The following is a 16,277-nucleotide window of genomic DNA, read 5'->3' as shown; positions in this document are numbered from 1 at the left end:
AGTGTTGTTAACTCATATATATAGGCGAGAAGCGGGCGAGTTAATCTGCTGATTTATATCATTGAGAAGACAATAAAAAACGGCTCAAAACACTGTTTTGAGCCGTTTAAATTTCGAACGCTAAATAGCCTTAAAATTGATTTTTCGCGCAAGAGTTAATCTTAGTCTGCTAATTTAACTACTATATTGTCAATAAGTCGTGTCGAGCCCATATAGGCGGCGACTAAAATGACCAACTCTTTGTCTGCAGCCGTCGCGATGGCAAAAGTGTTGGCGTTTCTAACATCGAGATAATCGTTTTTAAAGCCGACATGCTGCAGTTCTGTTTGCGCCTTGGCGACCACATCTTCAATCAGTAAGCCCGCCTTAAGTGATACAGCCATGCCATCTAAGGTGCGCTTTATTTGCGAAGCCTGCTCTTTTTGCTCTGCACTTAGGTAGCCATTGCGAGAACTCATGGCAAGGCCTGATATTTCACGTATTGTCTCGACACCGATAATCTCAATTGGCATCGATAAATCTTCCACCATGGTGCGGATCACGAGTAGCTGCTGAAAGTCTTTTTGGCCAAAAACTGCAATGTCAGGCTGTACTATGTTGAACAGCTTGCAGACTATGGTTGCAACGCCTCTGAAGTGACCTGGACGACTGGCGCCACAGAGTTCATCAGAAATACTTGGCACTTCAACAAAGGTTTGTGCATCCATGCCTTTAGGGTAGATGATGTCAGGTGTTGGGGTGAAAAGTAACTCGGCGCCAGCTGCAGTGAGTGCAGCCTGATCATCGGCTAAGGTTCTTGGATAAGCATCAAGATCTTCATTTTGACCAAACTGCATCGGATTAACAAAGATAGAGGACACTACGTGATCGGCACGCGTCTTTGCTTCTTTAACTAAAGTGATATGACCTAAATGCAAGTTACCCATGGTTGGGACAAAAGCAACGGTCTCGCCTTTTAGTCGCCATGCGCTTACTTGTTTGCGGATTTCAGAGATTGATTGAGTCGTGATCATGGTTTTACAGCTCTGGTACTCAATGTAAAAATGGCTCTCAACTCATAGGTCGAGAGCGTGTGATTAGAAATTAATTAAAGGTGTGCTCGCTGCCAGGGAAAGTCCCTTCGGCCACTTCATCTATATAGGCTCGAACGGCGGCGCGGATCTCACCTGTCTGCTTGAGATAGTTTTTAGAAAAACGCGGAATATAGCCGCTAGAGATCCCAAGTACATCGTGCATGACTAGGATCTGGCCGTCGGTATCTTTACCGGCACCAATACCAATAACGGGAATGCTCAAGGCTTCGGTAATCGCTTTGGCTAAGGGGGCAGGTATGCACTCAACCACTAACAATTGAGCCCCAGCAGCTTCTAGTGCCTTGGCTTCATCAAGAATTCTCTGAGCATTGTCGGCATCGCGACCTTGCACTTTAAAGCCACCGAAAACGTGTACAGACTGAGGCGTTAAACCTAAGTGGGCGCAGACCGGGATGCCACGCTCTGTCAGCATAGCTACACTTTCGAGTAACCATTTACCGCCTTCAACTTTAACCATGTTTGCACCTGCTTGCATCAGCGTGGTGGCGTTAATCATGGTTTGCTCTGGAGTTGCGTAGCTCATAAATGGCATATCGGCGATCAACAGAGCGCGCTCAATGCCGCGACGAACGCAACGTGTGTGATAGGCAATATCGTCGACGGTCACTGGCAGGGTATCGCTATGTCCTTGCAGTACCATTCCCATAGAATCGCCGACGAGTAGCACGTCAATGCCTTCACTGTCGAACGCGCCGGCAAAGCTGGCGTCATAGGCGGTTAATGCGGTGAACTTCTTACCTTCTTGCTTGAAGGTACGTAGTGTAGAACTTGTAATTTTGGACATAATGGTAACTTTCTAACCCAATTTGTGAAGTGGTTATAGGCCAACTAGGCTCACTTCCATGCTCTCGGTGTTAAACCTTTAAAAACGGATGCGATTATACTAACAGAAAATCGCAACGGCTGAATGTCACTTATTCAGCAGTCGCAGCATGAGCTAACACTAGCTCGGCTCTTAAAGAGTCGTTGAGCAAACTTGAAAGCGGAGTATTGTCCGGCAAGATAAGCTCAGGTGCAATATCGGCAAGCGGCACCAATACAAAGCTGCGCTCACGCATCCCATAATGGGGCACAGTTAGGCGAGGGGTATCGATAAACTGCTTGTCATAAAGCAATAGATCTAAATCGAGTGTTCTTGGTCCCCAGCGTAACTCTCTAACACGCCCTTGCAGATTTTCAATACTCTGCAAGGCATCGAGTAGCTCAATCGGTGCGAGGTCAGTCTGAAAGCCTGCAACTGCATTGACATAGTCAGGCTGCTCGACGTCACCCATAGGGGCGGAACGATAATAGGAAGAAACACTAAAGGAATCAGCATTCGCCAAACTCAACAATGCATCACAGGCATTATTGAGTTGGCTAATTGGGTCGGCTAAGTTAGCGCCCAAGGCGACATAGACTTGCGCCATTATTCTGCAGATTTTGGTGCCGAGTTAGCGCTTGGCTTACGGCGGCGACGTTGGTTCGAGCTGCGGTTTCGGCCGCCTTTATTGGCTGAGCGAGCAATTACATTGCGTTGATCTTCATTGCCTTCGACAAAGCTCTTCCACCATGCAGCACTCTTAGCCAAAACACCACCTTCGGCATGGGCGCGGAGTAATAACAGATCGTACGCGGCTCTAAACTTAGGGTGTTCGATAAATCTAAAGGCCTTGGTGCCTTTGTTTCGATCGAACCTAAGTTGTAGCTGCCAAATATCTTTACTGATAGTGCTGAAGCGGCGTGGAACACTAATGGTTCGACATTGCTGCTCCATAACATCACCCATGGCGGCATTATAAGCGTCGTAAGAGCTGAGACCACTCTCTAGTGCGATATCGTCTGCACGCTGACTCAATGGGTACCAAAGTAGTGCAGCATAGAAGAAGGCTGGTGTAACCGGCTTATCTTGCGCAACGCGCTCATCAGTATTTGCCATCATCTCTTGCAATAACTTCGAGGTTTCACCGTTTGGATATTCTTTTAACAACGCTTCGACTTGAGGGAATAGCGGCTCAAACAAACCAAACTCTCGAAGCATATGGTAGTTTTCAAGCGCTTTTCCTGCGAAAAACAGCTTCAATACTTCTTCATACATACGCGCGGCAGGAATATCTTTAAGTAGATGCGCGAGGCCTTTAATTGGCTCGGCTGCCTTGGGTTCAATGCTCATCCCAAGCTTTGTCGCGAAACGCACTGCACGAAGCATACGCACAGGATCTTCGCGATAGCGAGTTTCTGGGTCGCCAATCAAACGAATGGTACGGTTTTCTAAATCTTGTAATCCACCGCCATAGCTGTGAATAGAGAAATCACTAATATCGTAATATAGGGCGTTAACGGTAAAGTCACGACGTTCGGCATCTTCATCGATGCTGCCGTAGACATTGTCACGCAGTAGTCGACCGGATTCATTGGTCTTAGAGATTTTTTCACCGCTATCGACGTGGTGGCCACGCAGAGTTGCAACTTCAATCACATCGCGTCCAAAAACGATATGAGCAAGACGGAAGCGACGGCCAACGAGTCGGCAGTTGCGGAACAGGCGCTTAATCTCTTCAGGCGTTGCATTGGTTACGACATCGAAATCTTTCGGTTGTAAACCCAATAAGATATCGCGTACACCGCCACCGACTAAGTAAGCTTTAAAGCCTGACTTATGTAGTCTATAGAGTACTTTGATCGCATTTTCACTGATCTGTCTGCGAGAAATTGCGTGCGCATTTCTAGGCACGACCTCTAAACTAAGACCTGTCTGTGTGTGTTCTTCAGCTTTTGGACTGTCTTCAAAAAGCTGTTTACAGAATTGGCTAATACGGCGAAAAATGGGACACCTCTGATTTGGATCTTAATTTGGGTAAAAACAAGTGGGCTATGATAACTCAATTAAAGCTTAATGAGTATACGATTGAGCTCACGTATCAAGGAGTATTTCCGATTGCTTAGGTACCTTGGAGAGATCAAATTGACTCACGGCCTGTTCAATCATCTTGCTGACCTGAGATTCAGCTGTCACAGGCTGTTGACCTAAGAAGCCTAAAGCAGCGTTAATACTGGCTTGCGGATACTGGTTATCGATTGCAGCTGCATGATTCTGCTTAGATAACTTTCTACCTTTTTCGGCACAGGCCAACGGTAGGTGCAGCCACTTTGGTGCTGGTGCTTTTAAGATCTGATATAAGCTTTCTTGACGACAAGTAGGCTCAAGTAGATCACAACCTCTAACGACTTCGGTAATTTGCTGATAAATATCATCTAGCACCACAGCGAGCTGATAAGCATATAAGCCATCACTGCGCTTGATGATAAAGTCTTCTGCAGCAAATGCGCTATCGACAGATACTCGCCCCATATGTTGGTCAACAAAATGCTCGACGGCAAATGGATTGCGTACTCGAATAGCCCCTTGGCTGAGTGGCTGTAATAACTGACCGCAACGGCCATCGTAACTGCCGCCCATGGCTTGGATCTGCTTGCGGGTGCATTGGCAATAATAGGCTTGATTATCTTGCAGTAATTGCTCAATTCGAGCTTGATATACATCAAGTCGTTGGCTCTGATAGAGCACAGAGTCATCCCACTCTAAACCATAGGCTTCAAGGGTTTTCAAAATGGCACTGCTGGCTCCTGCAATTTCACGTGGCGGATCGATATCTTCGATACGAAGCAACCATTTACCACCTAAAGAGCGGGCACGCAAAAAACTGCCGAGGGCAGCAATCAATGAACCAAAATGAAGAGGACCAGATGGGGAAGGCGCAAAGCGGCCTATATATGGAGTCGTATTAGCCATTTATAGCAGTCGTAAAACAAAAGAGCGGAGCTAAAAGCTCCGCACCTTAAGATGGCATTTAGCCTGCCATCTGCTTTTCTTTGATTTCAGCTAACGTTTTACAATCGATACACTGATCGGCTGTTGGACGTGCTTCTAATCGACGAATACCGATTTCGATACCACAAGATTCACAGAAGCCAAAATCGTCTTCTTCAATCTTTTGCATTGTCTTTTCGATTTTCTTAATTAGCTTACGCTCTCTATCACGAGCACGTAATTCTAAGCTGAACTCTTCTTCCTGAGCTGCACGATCGACAGGATCAGGGAAATTGGCAGCCTCGTCTTGCATGTGATTCAGAGTGCGATCAACTTCTTCGCGCAATTGGTTACGCCATGCTTCAAGAATCTTCTTAAAGTGACCCAATTGAGCCTCGTTCATGTACTCCTCACCTGGTTTTTCCTGGTAAGGATCTACACCTGCGATAGCGAGCACGCCAAGTTTTCTAGTGCCTTCTGGCATAACGCATCTCCTGTTAATCATTTGCGTTGTAGGGCGTCTTAAATAACGGCCGCTATCTATACCAGAAAGCTTTATACTAGGCAAATAATTTGTGTTAATCGGGGTCTATTCTTTGACTATGTCCGCTATTACGAACAATTTCAACCCTATCTTTTGATTTAAAGCCTAACCGGACAGGATTTAACCAGACTTGCTCCCGAAGGCGATGAGTCGGTGCAGTAGGCTATTATCTCGACACCTTTGCGATATGCCTTGCTAAGTAACTCGGCATACTCGGCATCGATATGCGCAGCAGCTTGAACACTGTTTATGCCCGAATGCTGAACAACAAATAGCAATACGGCGCGATGGCCTTGCTCTACCATTTCCATAAGTTCGCGAAGATGTTTTTGCCCTCGAGCTGTCACGGCGTCTGGGAAATAGCCTTGCCCTTCTTCTAATAAAGTACAACTTTTGACTTCTATATAGCAGTTAGGCTTTTTTGTATCCTCAAGCAATATATCGATACGACTGTTTTCACTGCCGTATTTCACTTCTCGGCGTAGAGAATCATAGCCTTGTAATTCGGTGATGACCCCTGCTTGAATGGCTTCTTCTGCCAGCGCATTGGCTCGACCGGTATTGATACCAACGATGTGGCCTTCAGGGGTTTGGGCTAACTCCCAGGTGCGGCTGTATTTACGTTTAGGATTATCAGAGGTAGAGAACCAGACTTTCTCACCGGGAAATAAGCAGTTTTTCATCGATCCAGTATTAGGGCAATGAATGGTGACCTGTTCGCCATTGTCTAAGGTGATATCAGTTAAAAAGCGTTTATAGCGTTGGATTAACACGCCAGTTTCGAAAGAGGGACTAAATTCCATATAAATGTCTGTGTTGACCTGCTTTGCGCCTAGGTTAGCAAAATTTGCCTCAGCTGTGGCAAGTGTTTGCTGCAGCTTTAATTAGCACAAGGCTGATGACATCGAGCAAAACAGAGCGATATCAAGGGGCGCTTAATTACCTGTCTCAAAATACTGCCACTATTATAGTCTTGCTGTTATGACTATCGTCTTTAGATATGGTCAGGGATCCAGTAGACTGCTTGCACTAAAAATAGGCTGGTTGTGGATAATAGCGGCGGTAAGCTGCGGTTATTGGCGACATCGATTTATATAATAAGGACCTAGCATGACGGATTTTATGAAAGTGACACTAACTAACGAACCTGCTGCAGCTCATTGGGGCAGAGCAGATGTGACCTTTCAAGGGGAGTTCGCCTCTATTCATATGATAGAGGGCGATGCTTTGCTGCATGTACAGCAAGCGGCACGTAAGTTAGAACTGCAAGGCGTGACTAAAGTAGCCCTTACTGGTGAGCTATGGAGCTTAGATCTGCAGTGGGCTTTTGCACAAGGGTTTGCCACAGCGCTTACCACACCAATTATTGAGTGGACTGGCGACGACGCAACTAAAGCGTTGTTAGCGAGCCGTCTTGAAAGCGCGACATTTGCCCGTCAGCTGATTAATGAAACCCCTGAAAACTTATCACCAGTAGCGCTTGCGACTCAAGCAGCTAAATGGCTTAGCGATATCGGCGGTGACAAGGTGAGCTATCGCATTATTGAAGGCGAAGCGCTATTAGCAGAGAAGTGGATTGGCATTCATGCTGTTGGCCGCGGCAGTGAGCGTCCACCTGCGCTGCTTGAGTTAGACTTTAACCCATTAGCGAGTGACGCCGATGTCTCTGTTGCCCTAGTAGGCAAAGGGATCACCTTTGACTCTGGCGGATATAGTATTAAAGGCTCAGAAGGCATGCTTGGGATGAAGTGTGACATGGGCGGCGCGGCTACAGTGACTGCGGCTTTAGGCCTTGCAATGAAGTCAGGCCTTAACAAGCGAGTTAAATTGTTCTTATGCTGTGCGGAAAACCTCATCAGTGGTCATGCTTACAAGCTTGGTGACATTCTGAAATATAAGAATGGCGTTACAGTAGAAGTGGTCAATACAGATGCCGAAGGTCGCTTGGTACTGGCCGATGGTTTACAAGCTGCCTCAGAAACAGGCGCGCCAGTGATTATCGACGCAGCGACCCTAACGGGCGCAGCAGTTATGGCTGTAGGTACTAACTACAACGCTATTTTCTCACCTAAGCCTGAGATGCTAGCGCTGGCGCAACAAAAAGCAATGGCAGTGGGTGAGCGTGTTTGGCCGCTACCACTGGATCCTTGGCATAAAGATAACTGCCCAAGTGCCTATGCCGATACGGCAAACAGTCGTCCGATGAAAGGCGGCGGAGCTGGCGGTGCATCTAATGCTGCAGGCTTCCTATGGCGTTTTGTTGCCCCACAGGCTAACTGGTTACATATTGATTTAGCCTCTGCGTTTTCAGATGCTGGAGATCATCTTTGGTCTCCAGGCGCGACGACTCACGGCGTATTAACTATCGCTGGTCTATTAGAAGACTAATAACAAGTGCTAATAACCAAGACTAAAGCCTGATATAAAAGCCTGAAATAGATGTTTAGTAAACAAAGCTAATACAAATGGCCAATATTTAAGTTTGGGCAAGCAGGCTAGAATAGTCTCAGTCCGCTTATAGCAATAAGCCTCGCGATAGCGGGGCTTTTTCTTGTCCACAGTTTGTCCCGTCCTGAGATAAGTTAAGGCGTGTATCGCTATCTAGACTGATTCGACCTCATCACTGTTTACTCAAAGGTGAGTTTTAATGCATTATACGTGCATGTTTCTTCGCCAATTAAGGGCTTGTGTACATGCAGCTAAGTTTTAGTGAATTCTCCATAGACAGTGAAACATTAGAACTGAACGTTGATGGGGATTGTCTTGCTATCGACGAGCGGAATATGACTCTGTTGGTTATGTTGGCAGAGCGCTACCCCGATCACTGCAGTAAACAAGAGTGTTTAGACCTCATCTGGCAAGACACGGTCGTATCTGATATGTCCTTATCTAAGCTAGTGTCTGATACACGTAAGCTTTTCTGTAAGGCAGGCTATCAAGGGCCGCTTATCCAGACCGTTCACGGTCGCGGTTATCGTTTAGAGCATCAACTTGGTAAGCAGCTTTTTGCTAAGACCGAAATAGAGCTAGAGCGACAAGCAAGCTCGGAACCTGAAAGCCATAGCCACAGTATTAGTAATGAAAGACGAAGTCAGGTTAGGCGTGAAACCGATAGAGATGTTATTGAGACGCTAAAAAATCAAGATTCGCATCAAGGCCTGGATACTTCACTAGACAAAAATGCCCCCAAAAAGCTCATTAGTCAGCCTACTGTTTGGGAGTTACTGGCTAAGGCGTTAATCGCATTGCTGCTGATATTGGGGTTATTTTTTCAGTTCTGGCTGGGAGAAGGCTCAAATTCAGAAGCCAAAAAACAATTGGCCTACAGTGAACCTCATAACGCAGTCGGTCGCGTATTGTGGGTCGATGATCACCCCGAAAATAATCTAGTCGAAAAAGCCTATTTAGAGCAGCAGAATATTGGCATCTATAACACGGTAACCTCAGAAGAGGCCTTAATGTTGTTGTCCATGTACCATTACCAAGCGGTGATCTCTGATATGGGGCGCCACGGGGACTCGTTAGCTGGATTAAAGTTATTACAGGCTATTCGCGCCAAGGGCAACAAGACGCCTTTTTACCTCTATACCTATGTGGAGTCGCCGGGACTCGTTGATGCTGTTTCTGAGAGTGGTGGCCAAGGCGTAGTGGTCGATTCAGAGTCTCTGTATCAATTGCTGTTAGCTGATATAGCCGCTGAGAATTAGTTAAATCATTAAAATTCAAAACTTTTCAAATAATTTCAAATTTTGTCTGTGGGTAATTGTGTGAGCTTGTGATACCAATAAGGTTCGCTGCTTAATTAACACTTTATCAGCTTAGTATTAGAAACTGGAGTCACTAGTTTGTCGCGACTCCAGTTGATCTCTATTAGCAACTCAGTCTGTAGATAAGTCGCAGTTTTCTGAATTGCTTAAACAGTTCTTCGATTAGCCACCTAGAGAGGTGGCCTTTTTTTGCCTGTTTTATGTTGATACTGATTGATATTAGGAGCTAATCACTAAAGCCATCTTGAATAAACAGATGCTTAGTTTGATTGAAGTTGCTTTCACTGCAGCTAACAAAATCAATTGCATACTGAGCATTATCGAGTCTGAACTTTTCAGTTTTGGCAATTTCATACTCATTCATCACGATATTCATGGCTTCTTGAGTCCATTCAGGCTCGCCGGTACCGATTTTAACTTCTGGTGGATCGTAATGGGTGACCATCCAGTTTTGCAGGGCTTCATTGTCAATTTCGCCTAGCTTCCAAGACGTCAGTAGGGTAAGCAGTTGTGCTTTGGTAATTTCGGTTGTTTCCATGGTTATCTCAAATAGCTAGAACTTAATGCTGCATAGGGTAGCTCAGATTTTATAAAGCACCTAGTTTCCACGAATGGAGTGTTGGTTATTCGACCCCAATGTAGCGATCTGGATAAGACTCGAACAGCTGCAATTGTGATGGCGCTAAACTTAAAGCAAATCCCATGAGTGAAGTGTTGGATATTCGACCCCATTAGGGCCGGGATAAGATTCAAATAGCTGTAACCGTTCAGGCTGCAGGAAAATGGCCTGATACTCAACGCCGCTTACTTCAGCTTTGGCCTTGCGCGACAAGGTGATGTGGGGATTATAGTCATGTTCACTGCAATGTAAGCCAAGTTCGCTTGCCAGACTTTGGCTATCGAGTGCGAGTTGGCGTAGGCGATTATCACAGGCAGCCCCTCTAAGGCAGAGAATTTTAGGTTTAGCCCAGTGGGCCAGCGTATCAAGAGTGACGCTAAATTTAGGTTTGTGTAGACGGTTAACCTTATCGATAAGTGCTGTAAGCTGAGCTGGAGTCGCAGCGCCTAAAAAGGCTAAGGTCATATGCAAATTGGCGCTAGGCACGAGGCGGACGTTTTTAGGAAGTTGCGCCTGAATCGCGGTTACCGCTTGAGTCTGGCTTTGATTCAGCGAAAAACCTAAGAAAACACGCTTGGTTTGAGTCGGCATATTAGGCTCCTGATGTTTGACGTAACGGCGTAAGCGCGAAGACTGCTTCAAGCAGTTTATACTGATTGGTATTAGTTTAGGCTCACTTTTAGAGTACACTAGTTGGCAATTGATTCACCTTTATTCATGCTTGCTTGAGCGTTTAATTGGGCGTAATTACCTCCCAAGGTTCTCAGCGCATGGCATGTTCGATAATAAGAGTAACAGACCCTCTCGTGACATCTTTACCTATACATGCACTGCTACAGCCGCTGCGTGACGCATTTACTTGTTGCCCGCAGGTGATCCTCGAAGCGCCGACCGGCGCGGGTAAGTCGACCGCTCTACCACTGGATATGCTTAACTGGCCTGAGATCAGCGGTAAAATCTTGATGCTAGAGCCTAGGCGAGTAGCTGCGCGTAACGTGGCGCAATATATTGCCAAACAGCGTGGTTGTGAGCTGGGCAGCGAGGTGGGTTACCGCGTTAAAGGCGACACCCGAGTCTCGGCGAATACTCGCTTAGAGATTGTTACCGAAGGGGTGTTAACCCGAATGATCCAGCAAGACCCAGAGTTGACGGGGATCGATATGGTGATTTTCGATGAAATTCATGAGCGTCATCTCACTACCGATCTCGGTCTGGCTCTAGCGCTTGAGATCCAAGCGAGCTTTCGTGAAGACTTAAAGATCCTCGCTATGTCGGCAACTCTGTCTGGTTTACCTCTGAGCGAGCTAATGCCGGAGGCTAAACTGCTTAAAAGTGAAGGCCGCAGCTTTCCTGTTGAACACGCTTATAGCGCGGTGCCCAATCAGAGTCATTGGTTAGAGCATATGGCGAAGGTGATTGTGGCGAGCCTGAGTGAGCATAGCCAAGGCTCCTTGCTGGCCTTTTTGCCAGGACAGGGCGAGATTAATAAGCTGCACGGCATACTCAGCTCACGCCTCGATTCCAATGCTTATGTTATTTGCCCGTTATATGGCAGCCTCAGTGCTAGGGCGCAAGATCTTGCGATAGCCCCCGCGGCCAAAGGAATGCGTAAGGTGGTACTTGCCACGAACGTCGCCGAGTCGAGTTTAACCATAGATGGCATCACTCAAGTTATCGATTCTGGTTATAAACGTCAGGCCAGATTCAATCCCAAAACCGGTGTGACCCGTTTATCGCTTAAACGAATTAGTCAGGCGTCGGCGGCGCAGCGTGCGGGTCGTGCAGGGCGCTTGATGGCAGGCTTTTGTACTCGACTATGGAGTCAAGAGGAGCATGGACGTTTACTCAAAGCCGATGAGCCAGAAATAGTCCATAGCGAGCTACTATCTATGGTGCTAGATGCCGCCTTTTGGGGCGTTAAATCACTCAATGAGCTACCTATGCTCACCGCGCCATCAGCAGCTAATGAGAATGTAAGTTGGCACTTACTTCAAGTTATGGGCATGGTTAATGAATCGCGCTTAATTACTCATCATGGCCGCGAGGCGCACAAGTTAGGTTGCAACCCTAGACTTGCGCATATGCTATTGATGGCGAAAAAAAGTGCTGAGGATAATCAAGATCTTAATCTTGGACTGTTAGCCTGTATCTTAGCGGGAACCCTTGAGGCTCGAAGTCGTAGCCGTCAGGGAGCTGATATCAGCCGATACCTGAACGAAGCGCTGCAGGGGGAGTCGCAAAAGCAGATCCGCAACTGGGTTAATACCTTAGGATTATCGGCTCTAGGGCAGCTTGATTTAAGCCAAGTGGCTCGCAATGCCGCTAGTGATGATATTGCCATGCTACTGGCACTTGCTTACCCAGACCGCATTGCTAAAGCCCGCGGAGTGAGTGGTTATCAACTGGCAAACGGTAGCGGCGTGGAACTGGCCAATGACGACGCATTAGCGGGTTCAGCTTGGCTAGTGGTTGCAGACCTGCAAGAAACTGAGGGGCGTAGCCAAGGTAAAGTGTATTTAGCTGCGCAGCTAAACCCACAGTTATTTGATTCTGAGTTGACGTCTTTGGTCATTAGCCAAGATTATGCTGGCTGGGATGAAGTAAAGGGGCGATTCTTCGCCGAGAAACAGCACAAAATAGGTGAGATCTTACTCACTAAGACTGCTATCAATAACCTAGATAAGCGGCTTATCAAGCAGGCACTCCTTGAGCAAATCAGGCTTAAAGGCTTGGCAATAATGAACTTTAATGAGGCTTGTCAGCAGCTGCAGCAGCGAGTGGCATTAGCCAGACAATATTGCCCAGAATACGGCTGGCCTGCACTCGATAATGACAGCTTGTTAAGTGAGTTAGATAGCTGGCTCGCGCCTTATTTAGATGAGGTGCGCAGTCTTGCACAATTGCAGCAATTAGATTGTTATACTCTGCTGCTCAATCTTTTACCTTGGGAGTTGCAGCAACAACTTGAAGGCTTACTTCCAAGAAAGTGGCCGATGGCCACAGGTTCTAGCGTTAAAATCGAGTATGATGCCACAGGCCGAGCATTACTAAGTGTGAGGCTACAAGAGGCGTTAGGAATGCAGCAGAGTCCAAGGCTTGCTCAAGGCAAGTTAGTGGTCACCATGGAGCTATTGTCTCCGGCCCATAGGCCGCTTGCGTTAACCGCCGATCTTGAAAGCTTTTGGCAAGGGCCTTACGAGCACGTGAAGAAAGAGATGAAAGGGCGCTACCCAAGGCATTTGTGGCCTGATGATCCGGCTAACACTCAACCGACCAAATTTACTAAAAAGAAGACGTTTAGCTCGCAATAAGCTTGAGCACGTCGCGGAAGTATAATGACAGATAAAGCTACACCTAAAGCGGCCACCAAAAAAGCGCCTGCGAAAAAGAGAGCCACGGCTAGAAAGCCGAGAGCAAAGAAGTCGACCCCGAAGAAAGCACCTTCAAGTTGGGGTAAGAAGATCTGGTCTATCAGCTGGAAGCTTGGCTTAGTGGTTGCTGTGGCTGTTGCGTCTTATGGCATCTATCTAGACCAGATAATTGCCCGCAAGTTTGAAGGTCAGAAATGGCATCTTCCAGCGCAGGTGTTTAGTCGCTCGATGGCGCTATATCCAGGAGCCGCGGTCAGCCACGGTCAACTGATGTCTGAGCTTAAGCTGCTTGGCTACCGCAAGGTTGCTAATCCACGTCAGGTGGGCGAGTTCTCAGCTTCGAAGACAAAGATTGACCTCTGGCGTCGACCATTTCTGCATCCTCAAGGGGATCAGGTTGAACAGAGAGTGATGATCACCTTCGACAGTAATGGTGTGGTGTCAGTAGCCCGTAACAGCGATAAGCGTCAGTTAGCGGTATTCCATCTTGAGCCTGTGCTGCTGGACAGAATTATCACAGGTGATGGCGAAGACAGGTTATTTGTACCGACTAAGGAGCTGCCAAAATCGATTGTTAACGCGCTTATCTTAGTTGAAGATCGCAGCTTCTATCAGCATCATGGAGTCAATCCGTTTGCTATTTTGCGTGCAGCCATGGTGAATATCTCCGCTGGGCGTACAGTGCAAGGCGGCTCGACCTTGACACAACAGTTAGCTAAGAACTTCTTCCTTTCCAGTGAGCGTTCGATTACCCGTAAGGTGCGCGAAGCACTGATGGCGATCATTATCGATTTTCGTTACGAGAAAGATGAGATCTTAGAGGCCTACCTCAACGAAGTATATATGGGGCAAGATAAGGCCCGTGGCGTACACGGTATGGGTTTGGCTTCACAGTTCTATTTTGGACGTCCGATCGCTGAATTAACTGTGCCGCAGCAGGCATTCTTGGTCGCCGTGATCAAGGGACCTTCTTACTACAATCCGTGGCGTTACCCAGAGCGTGCTCAAGAACGACGTGACTTGGTATTGCGCTTGCTTATGGAGGCGGGCGATCTAAATGTGGCTCAGTATCAAGCGGCAGTTGAGTCGCCACTAGGGCTGCGTAAAGCCAACAAACCAGTGCATCAAAAGTTGCCGGCATTCTTTTCGGTGGTAAAACATGAACTCGCCAGTCGCTACGGCGATGCCTTGCTGCAGCAATCAGGGGTTAAGGTTTACACCACGTTGGATCCTATGGCTCAAGAAGCGGCTGAGAAAGCCGTTGAAAAGACCTTAAAGCAGCTGGGTAAAAATGATGAAAGTTTACAGGTCGGCATGGTGCTAACCGATAAATACTCAGCCGGTATTGCTGCTATGGTAGGCGATAAAGTACCAAGCTATCAGGGCTTTAACCGTGCAGTAGAGATCCGCAGGCCCATAGGCTCGTTAATTAAGCCATTTGTCTATGCGACCGCGCTTAACCAAGGCGAACAGTACAATTTGGTGTCGCCATTAAAAGATCAGCCGATAACTCTTAAGAATGGTCAAGGCAAGACCTGGTCGCCACAGAACGTGGATAAGCAGTTCCGTGGTCAGGTGCCGCTGTTAACTGCATTTAAAAAGTCGATGAACGTGCCGACGGTAAATCTAGGTATGGCGATTGGGGTGAGTAGCGTGGCGACGACGCTGGACAAGGCAGGTTGGCGCGAGAAGATCCCTGAGTATCCATCTATGTTACTCGGAGCGGTCAATGGCTCACCTTTAATGGTTGCGCAGGTGTTCCAAACTATTGCCGATGATGGTCGCTATCGCCACTTGAATTCAGTGACTACGGTACTGGATTCGAATAATCAGCCGCTAACGGCATCACGGCCGCAAGCAAGTCAAGCCATCCCTAGTGCCAGTAATTACCTGGTTAAATATGCTATGACTCAAGTGGTTGAATCTGGCACGGCTAAACGCTTAGGTAGCTCATACCCATATGTTACATTGGCGGGCAAGACGGGTACCAGTAATGACTCGCGCGACTCGTGGTTTGCTGGTTTTGATGAGCGAAATGTAGCGGCCATCTGGGTAGGCCGTGATGATAACGGCAAGACGGGGCTCTATGGTAGCAGTGGCGCCATGGCCGTTTATCAGGCTTTCTTAAGTAACCGCGCTCCTTTAAGCCTGCGCATGGCACCAGTCGATGGCGTTGTACAGGGGTACTTTGAAGCTAATACGGGCAAGGCTGAAGAGCCGCAATGTGCCAATGTGGTTAAGGTGCCAGCCCTTAGAGAAAGCTATCAGCCGGCGGTTAACTGCGATGAGCCGCTGCCTTGGTGGAAAAAGCTGATTGGTGGTTAATCGAAACGCGAGAGCAGATAGCATTTTGTTCTCACGTTTGTTTTTATAGTGTCGATATAAGCCTTGGATTTATTGCTTGTGGGCCATTGAGTTTCCTCGTTTTAAGCGAATTCTGACGCTAATTTAGGCGCTAATTCGGACAATGGATGGGCCGTTTCAAGATGGAGCCTCACGTACATGGATAACCCCTTTATTGCCGATAACTTCGAACCGCCACGGTGTTTTGAGTCAAACCACTTTCATTTTAGAGTGCTAGAAGAACAAGTCGCAGAACAAGATTTTGAAGCGGTAACCTCTAGTCAAAAACGTCTGCAAGGCATTTTTGGTCCAAGTTCAGATTGGCCAAGAAGCGATCTCACGCTTGCTCAAAACAGATTGAGCCTACAGGTGCATAAACGCGAGTTTGACTCTCGCGAAGCATTTGCCTACTCGGTGTTTAACAAAGCGAAAGATAAGTGCCTAGGCTCGATATACATAGATCCTAGCTGCTCTGCTAACTATGATAGCGAAGTGCATTTATGGATCAGAGACGACTGCATCGAGTTAGATGCTGTACTTTATCAAACCGTTATAGAGTGGCTGGCCGATAGCTGGCCTTTCTCTAGAGTCGCATTTCCTGGAAGAGGGATCTAATAGAAACTGTGGCACACAGAGCTACATTCGCTGCGAAATTCTTAATAAAGAGTTTCGCAGCCAAGATTAATATACTTTAGCTTCATGCACTTTATCTTAATGCATAGCGGCTTAAAAAGTGGCCGCTATGTGAA

At 47.2% G+C, this 16,277-nt stretch carries 14 protein-coding genes; 5 read left to right on the top strand and 9 right to left on the bottom strand.

Annotation, left to right across the window (positions count from 1 at the left end):
- Positions 1 to 161 precede the first annotated feature (161 nt).
- The 7 genes from panC to sfsA form a co-directional block, all read right to left on the bottom strand.
- Entirely contained in the window at positions 162 to 1,013 is an 852-nt protein-coding gene (gene panC, locus K5Q73_RS02680; RefSeq protein WP_220759067.1) for a pantoate--beta-alanine ligase, read from the bottom strand.
- 70 nt (positions 1,014 to 1,083) lie between these two features.
- Positions 1,084 to 1,878 carry a 3-methyl-2-oxobutanoate hydroxymethyltransferase gene (gene panB, locus K5Q73_RS02675; RefSeq protein ID WP_220759068.1) on the bottom strand — a complete coding sequence of 265 codons (795 nt, stop codon included), beginning with the start codon at positions 1,876 to 1,878 and terminating at the stop codon, positions 1,084 to 1,086.
- A gap of 130 nt (positions 1,879 to 2,008) precedes the next feature.
- Positions 2,009 to 2,503 (bottom strand): 2-amino-4-hydroxy-6-hydroxymethyldihydropteridine diphosphokinase, encoded by a 495-nt coding sequence (folK, locus tag K5Q73_RS02670; protein WP_220759069.1) that lies wholly within the window; start codon positions 2,501 to 2,503, stop codon positions 2,009 to 2,011.
- On the bottom strand, positions 2,503 to 3,807 hold the full coding sequence (pcnB, locus tag K5Q73_RS02665; RefSeq protein WP_220759070.1) for a polynucleotide adenylyltransferase PcnB: 1,305 nt from the start codon (positions 3,805 to 3,807) through the stop codon (positions 2,503 to 2,505). Before pcnB ends, folK begins: the two co-directional genes overlap by 1 nt.
- A gap of 180 nt (positions 3,808 to 3,987) precedes the next feature.
- Positions 3,988 to 4,866, bottom strand: a complete 879-nt coding sequence (gene gluQRS / locus K5Q73_RS02660; RefSeq protein WP_220759071.1) for a tRNA glutamyl-Q(34) synthetase GluQRS — start codon at positions 4,864 to 4,866, stop codon at positions 3,988 to 3,990.
- 58 nt (positions 4,867 to 4,924) lie between these two features.
- Positions 4,925 to 5,368, bottom strand: coding sequence for an RNA polymerase-binding protein DksA (gene dksA / locus K5Q73_RS02655; protein ID WP_220759072.1), 444 nt, complete (start codon positions 5,366 to 5,368; stop codon positions 4,925 to 4,927).
- A gap of 158 nt (positions 5,369 to 5,526) precedes the next feature.
- Positions 5,527 to 6,231, bottom strand: a complete 705-nt coding sequence (sfsA, locus tag K5Q73_RS02650; protein WP_220759073.1) for a DNA/RNA nuclease SfsA — start codon at positions 6,229 to 6,231, stop codon at positions 5,527 to 5,529.
- 307 nt (positions 6,232 to 6,538) lie between these two features.
- Here sfsA and pepB point away from each other — a divergent pair, with 307 nt between their 5' ends.
- Positions 6,539 to 7,816 carry an aminopeptidase PepB gene (pepB, locus tag K5Q73_RS02645; protein ID WP_220759074.1) on the top strand — a complete coding sequence of 426 codons (1,278 nt, stop codon included), beginning with the start codon at positions 6,539 to 6,541 and terminating at the stop codon, positions 7,814 to 7,816.
- A 305-nt stretch (positions 7,817 to 8,121) separates the two neighbouring features.
- Positions 8,122 to 9,135, top strand: a complete 1,014-nt coding sequence (locus tag K5Q73_RS02640; RefSeq protein ID WP_220759075.1) for a winged helix-turn-helix domain-containing protein — start codon at positions 8,122 to 8,124, stop codon at positions 9,133 to 9,135.
- A 286-nt stretch (positions 9,136 to 9,421) separates the two neighbouring features.
- On the opposite strand, the gene K5Q73_RS02635 is transcribed toward K5Q73_RS02640, so the two are convergent.
- Together K5Q73_RS02635 and thpR are read right to left on the bottom strand one after the other, a co-directional pair.
- Positions 9,422 to 9,733, bottom strand: a complete 312-nt coding sequence (locus K5Q73_RS02635; RefSeq protein WP_220759076.1) for a hypothetical protein — start codon at positions 9,731 to 9,733, stop codon at positions 9,422 to 9,424.
- 150 nt (positions 9,734 to 9,883) lie between these two features.
- Positions 9,884 to 10,405 (bottom strand): RNA 2',3'-cyclic phosphodiesterase, encoded by a 522-nt coding sequence (gene thpR / locus K5Q73_RS02630; RefSeq protein ID WP_220759077.1) that lies wholly within the window; start codon positions 10,403 to 10,405, stop codon positions 9,884 to 9,886.
- Between the two features lie 179 nt (positions 10,406 to 10,584).
- On the opposite strand from thpR, the gene hrpB reads away from it, so the two are divergent.
- The 3 genes from hrpB (at position 10,585) to K5Q73_RS02615 (ending at position 16,143) form a co-directional block, all read left to right on the top strand.
- Positions 10,585 to 13,125: an ATP-dependent helicase HrpB gene (gene hrpB / locus K5Q73_RS02625; RefSeq protein WP_220759078.1), complete on the top strand. Its 2,541-nt coding sequence runs from the start codon at positions 10,585 to 10,587 to the stop codon at positions 13,123 to 13,125.
- Between the two features lie 24 nt (positions 13,126 to 13,149).
- Positions 13,150 to 15,510: a penicillin-binding protein 1B gene (mrcB, locus tag K5Q73_RS02620; protein ID WP_220759079.1), complete on the top strand. Its 2,361-nt coding sequence runs from the start codon at positions 13,150 to 13,152 to the stop codon at positions 15,508 to 15,510.
- Positions 15,511 to 15,687: 177 nt separating this feature from the next.
- Complete coding sequence (locus K5Q73_RS02615) at positions 15,688 to 16,143, top strand: hypothetical protein (protein ID WP_220759080.1); 456 nt, start codon at positions 15,688 to 15,690, stop codon at positions 16,141 to 16,143.
- Positions 16,144 to 16,277 lie beyond the last annotated feature (134 nt).

Source organism: Shewanella sp. MBTL60-112-B2 (assembly GCF_019655055.1).
Lineage (GTDB): Bacteria > Pseudomonadota > Gammaproteobacteria > Enterobacterales > Shewanellaceae > Shewanella.
This window is presented reverse-complemented; position numbering and strand designations above follow the sequence as displayed.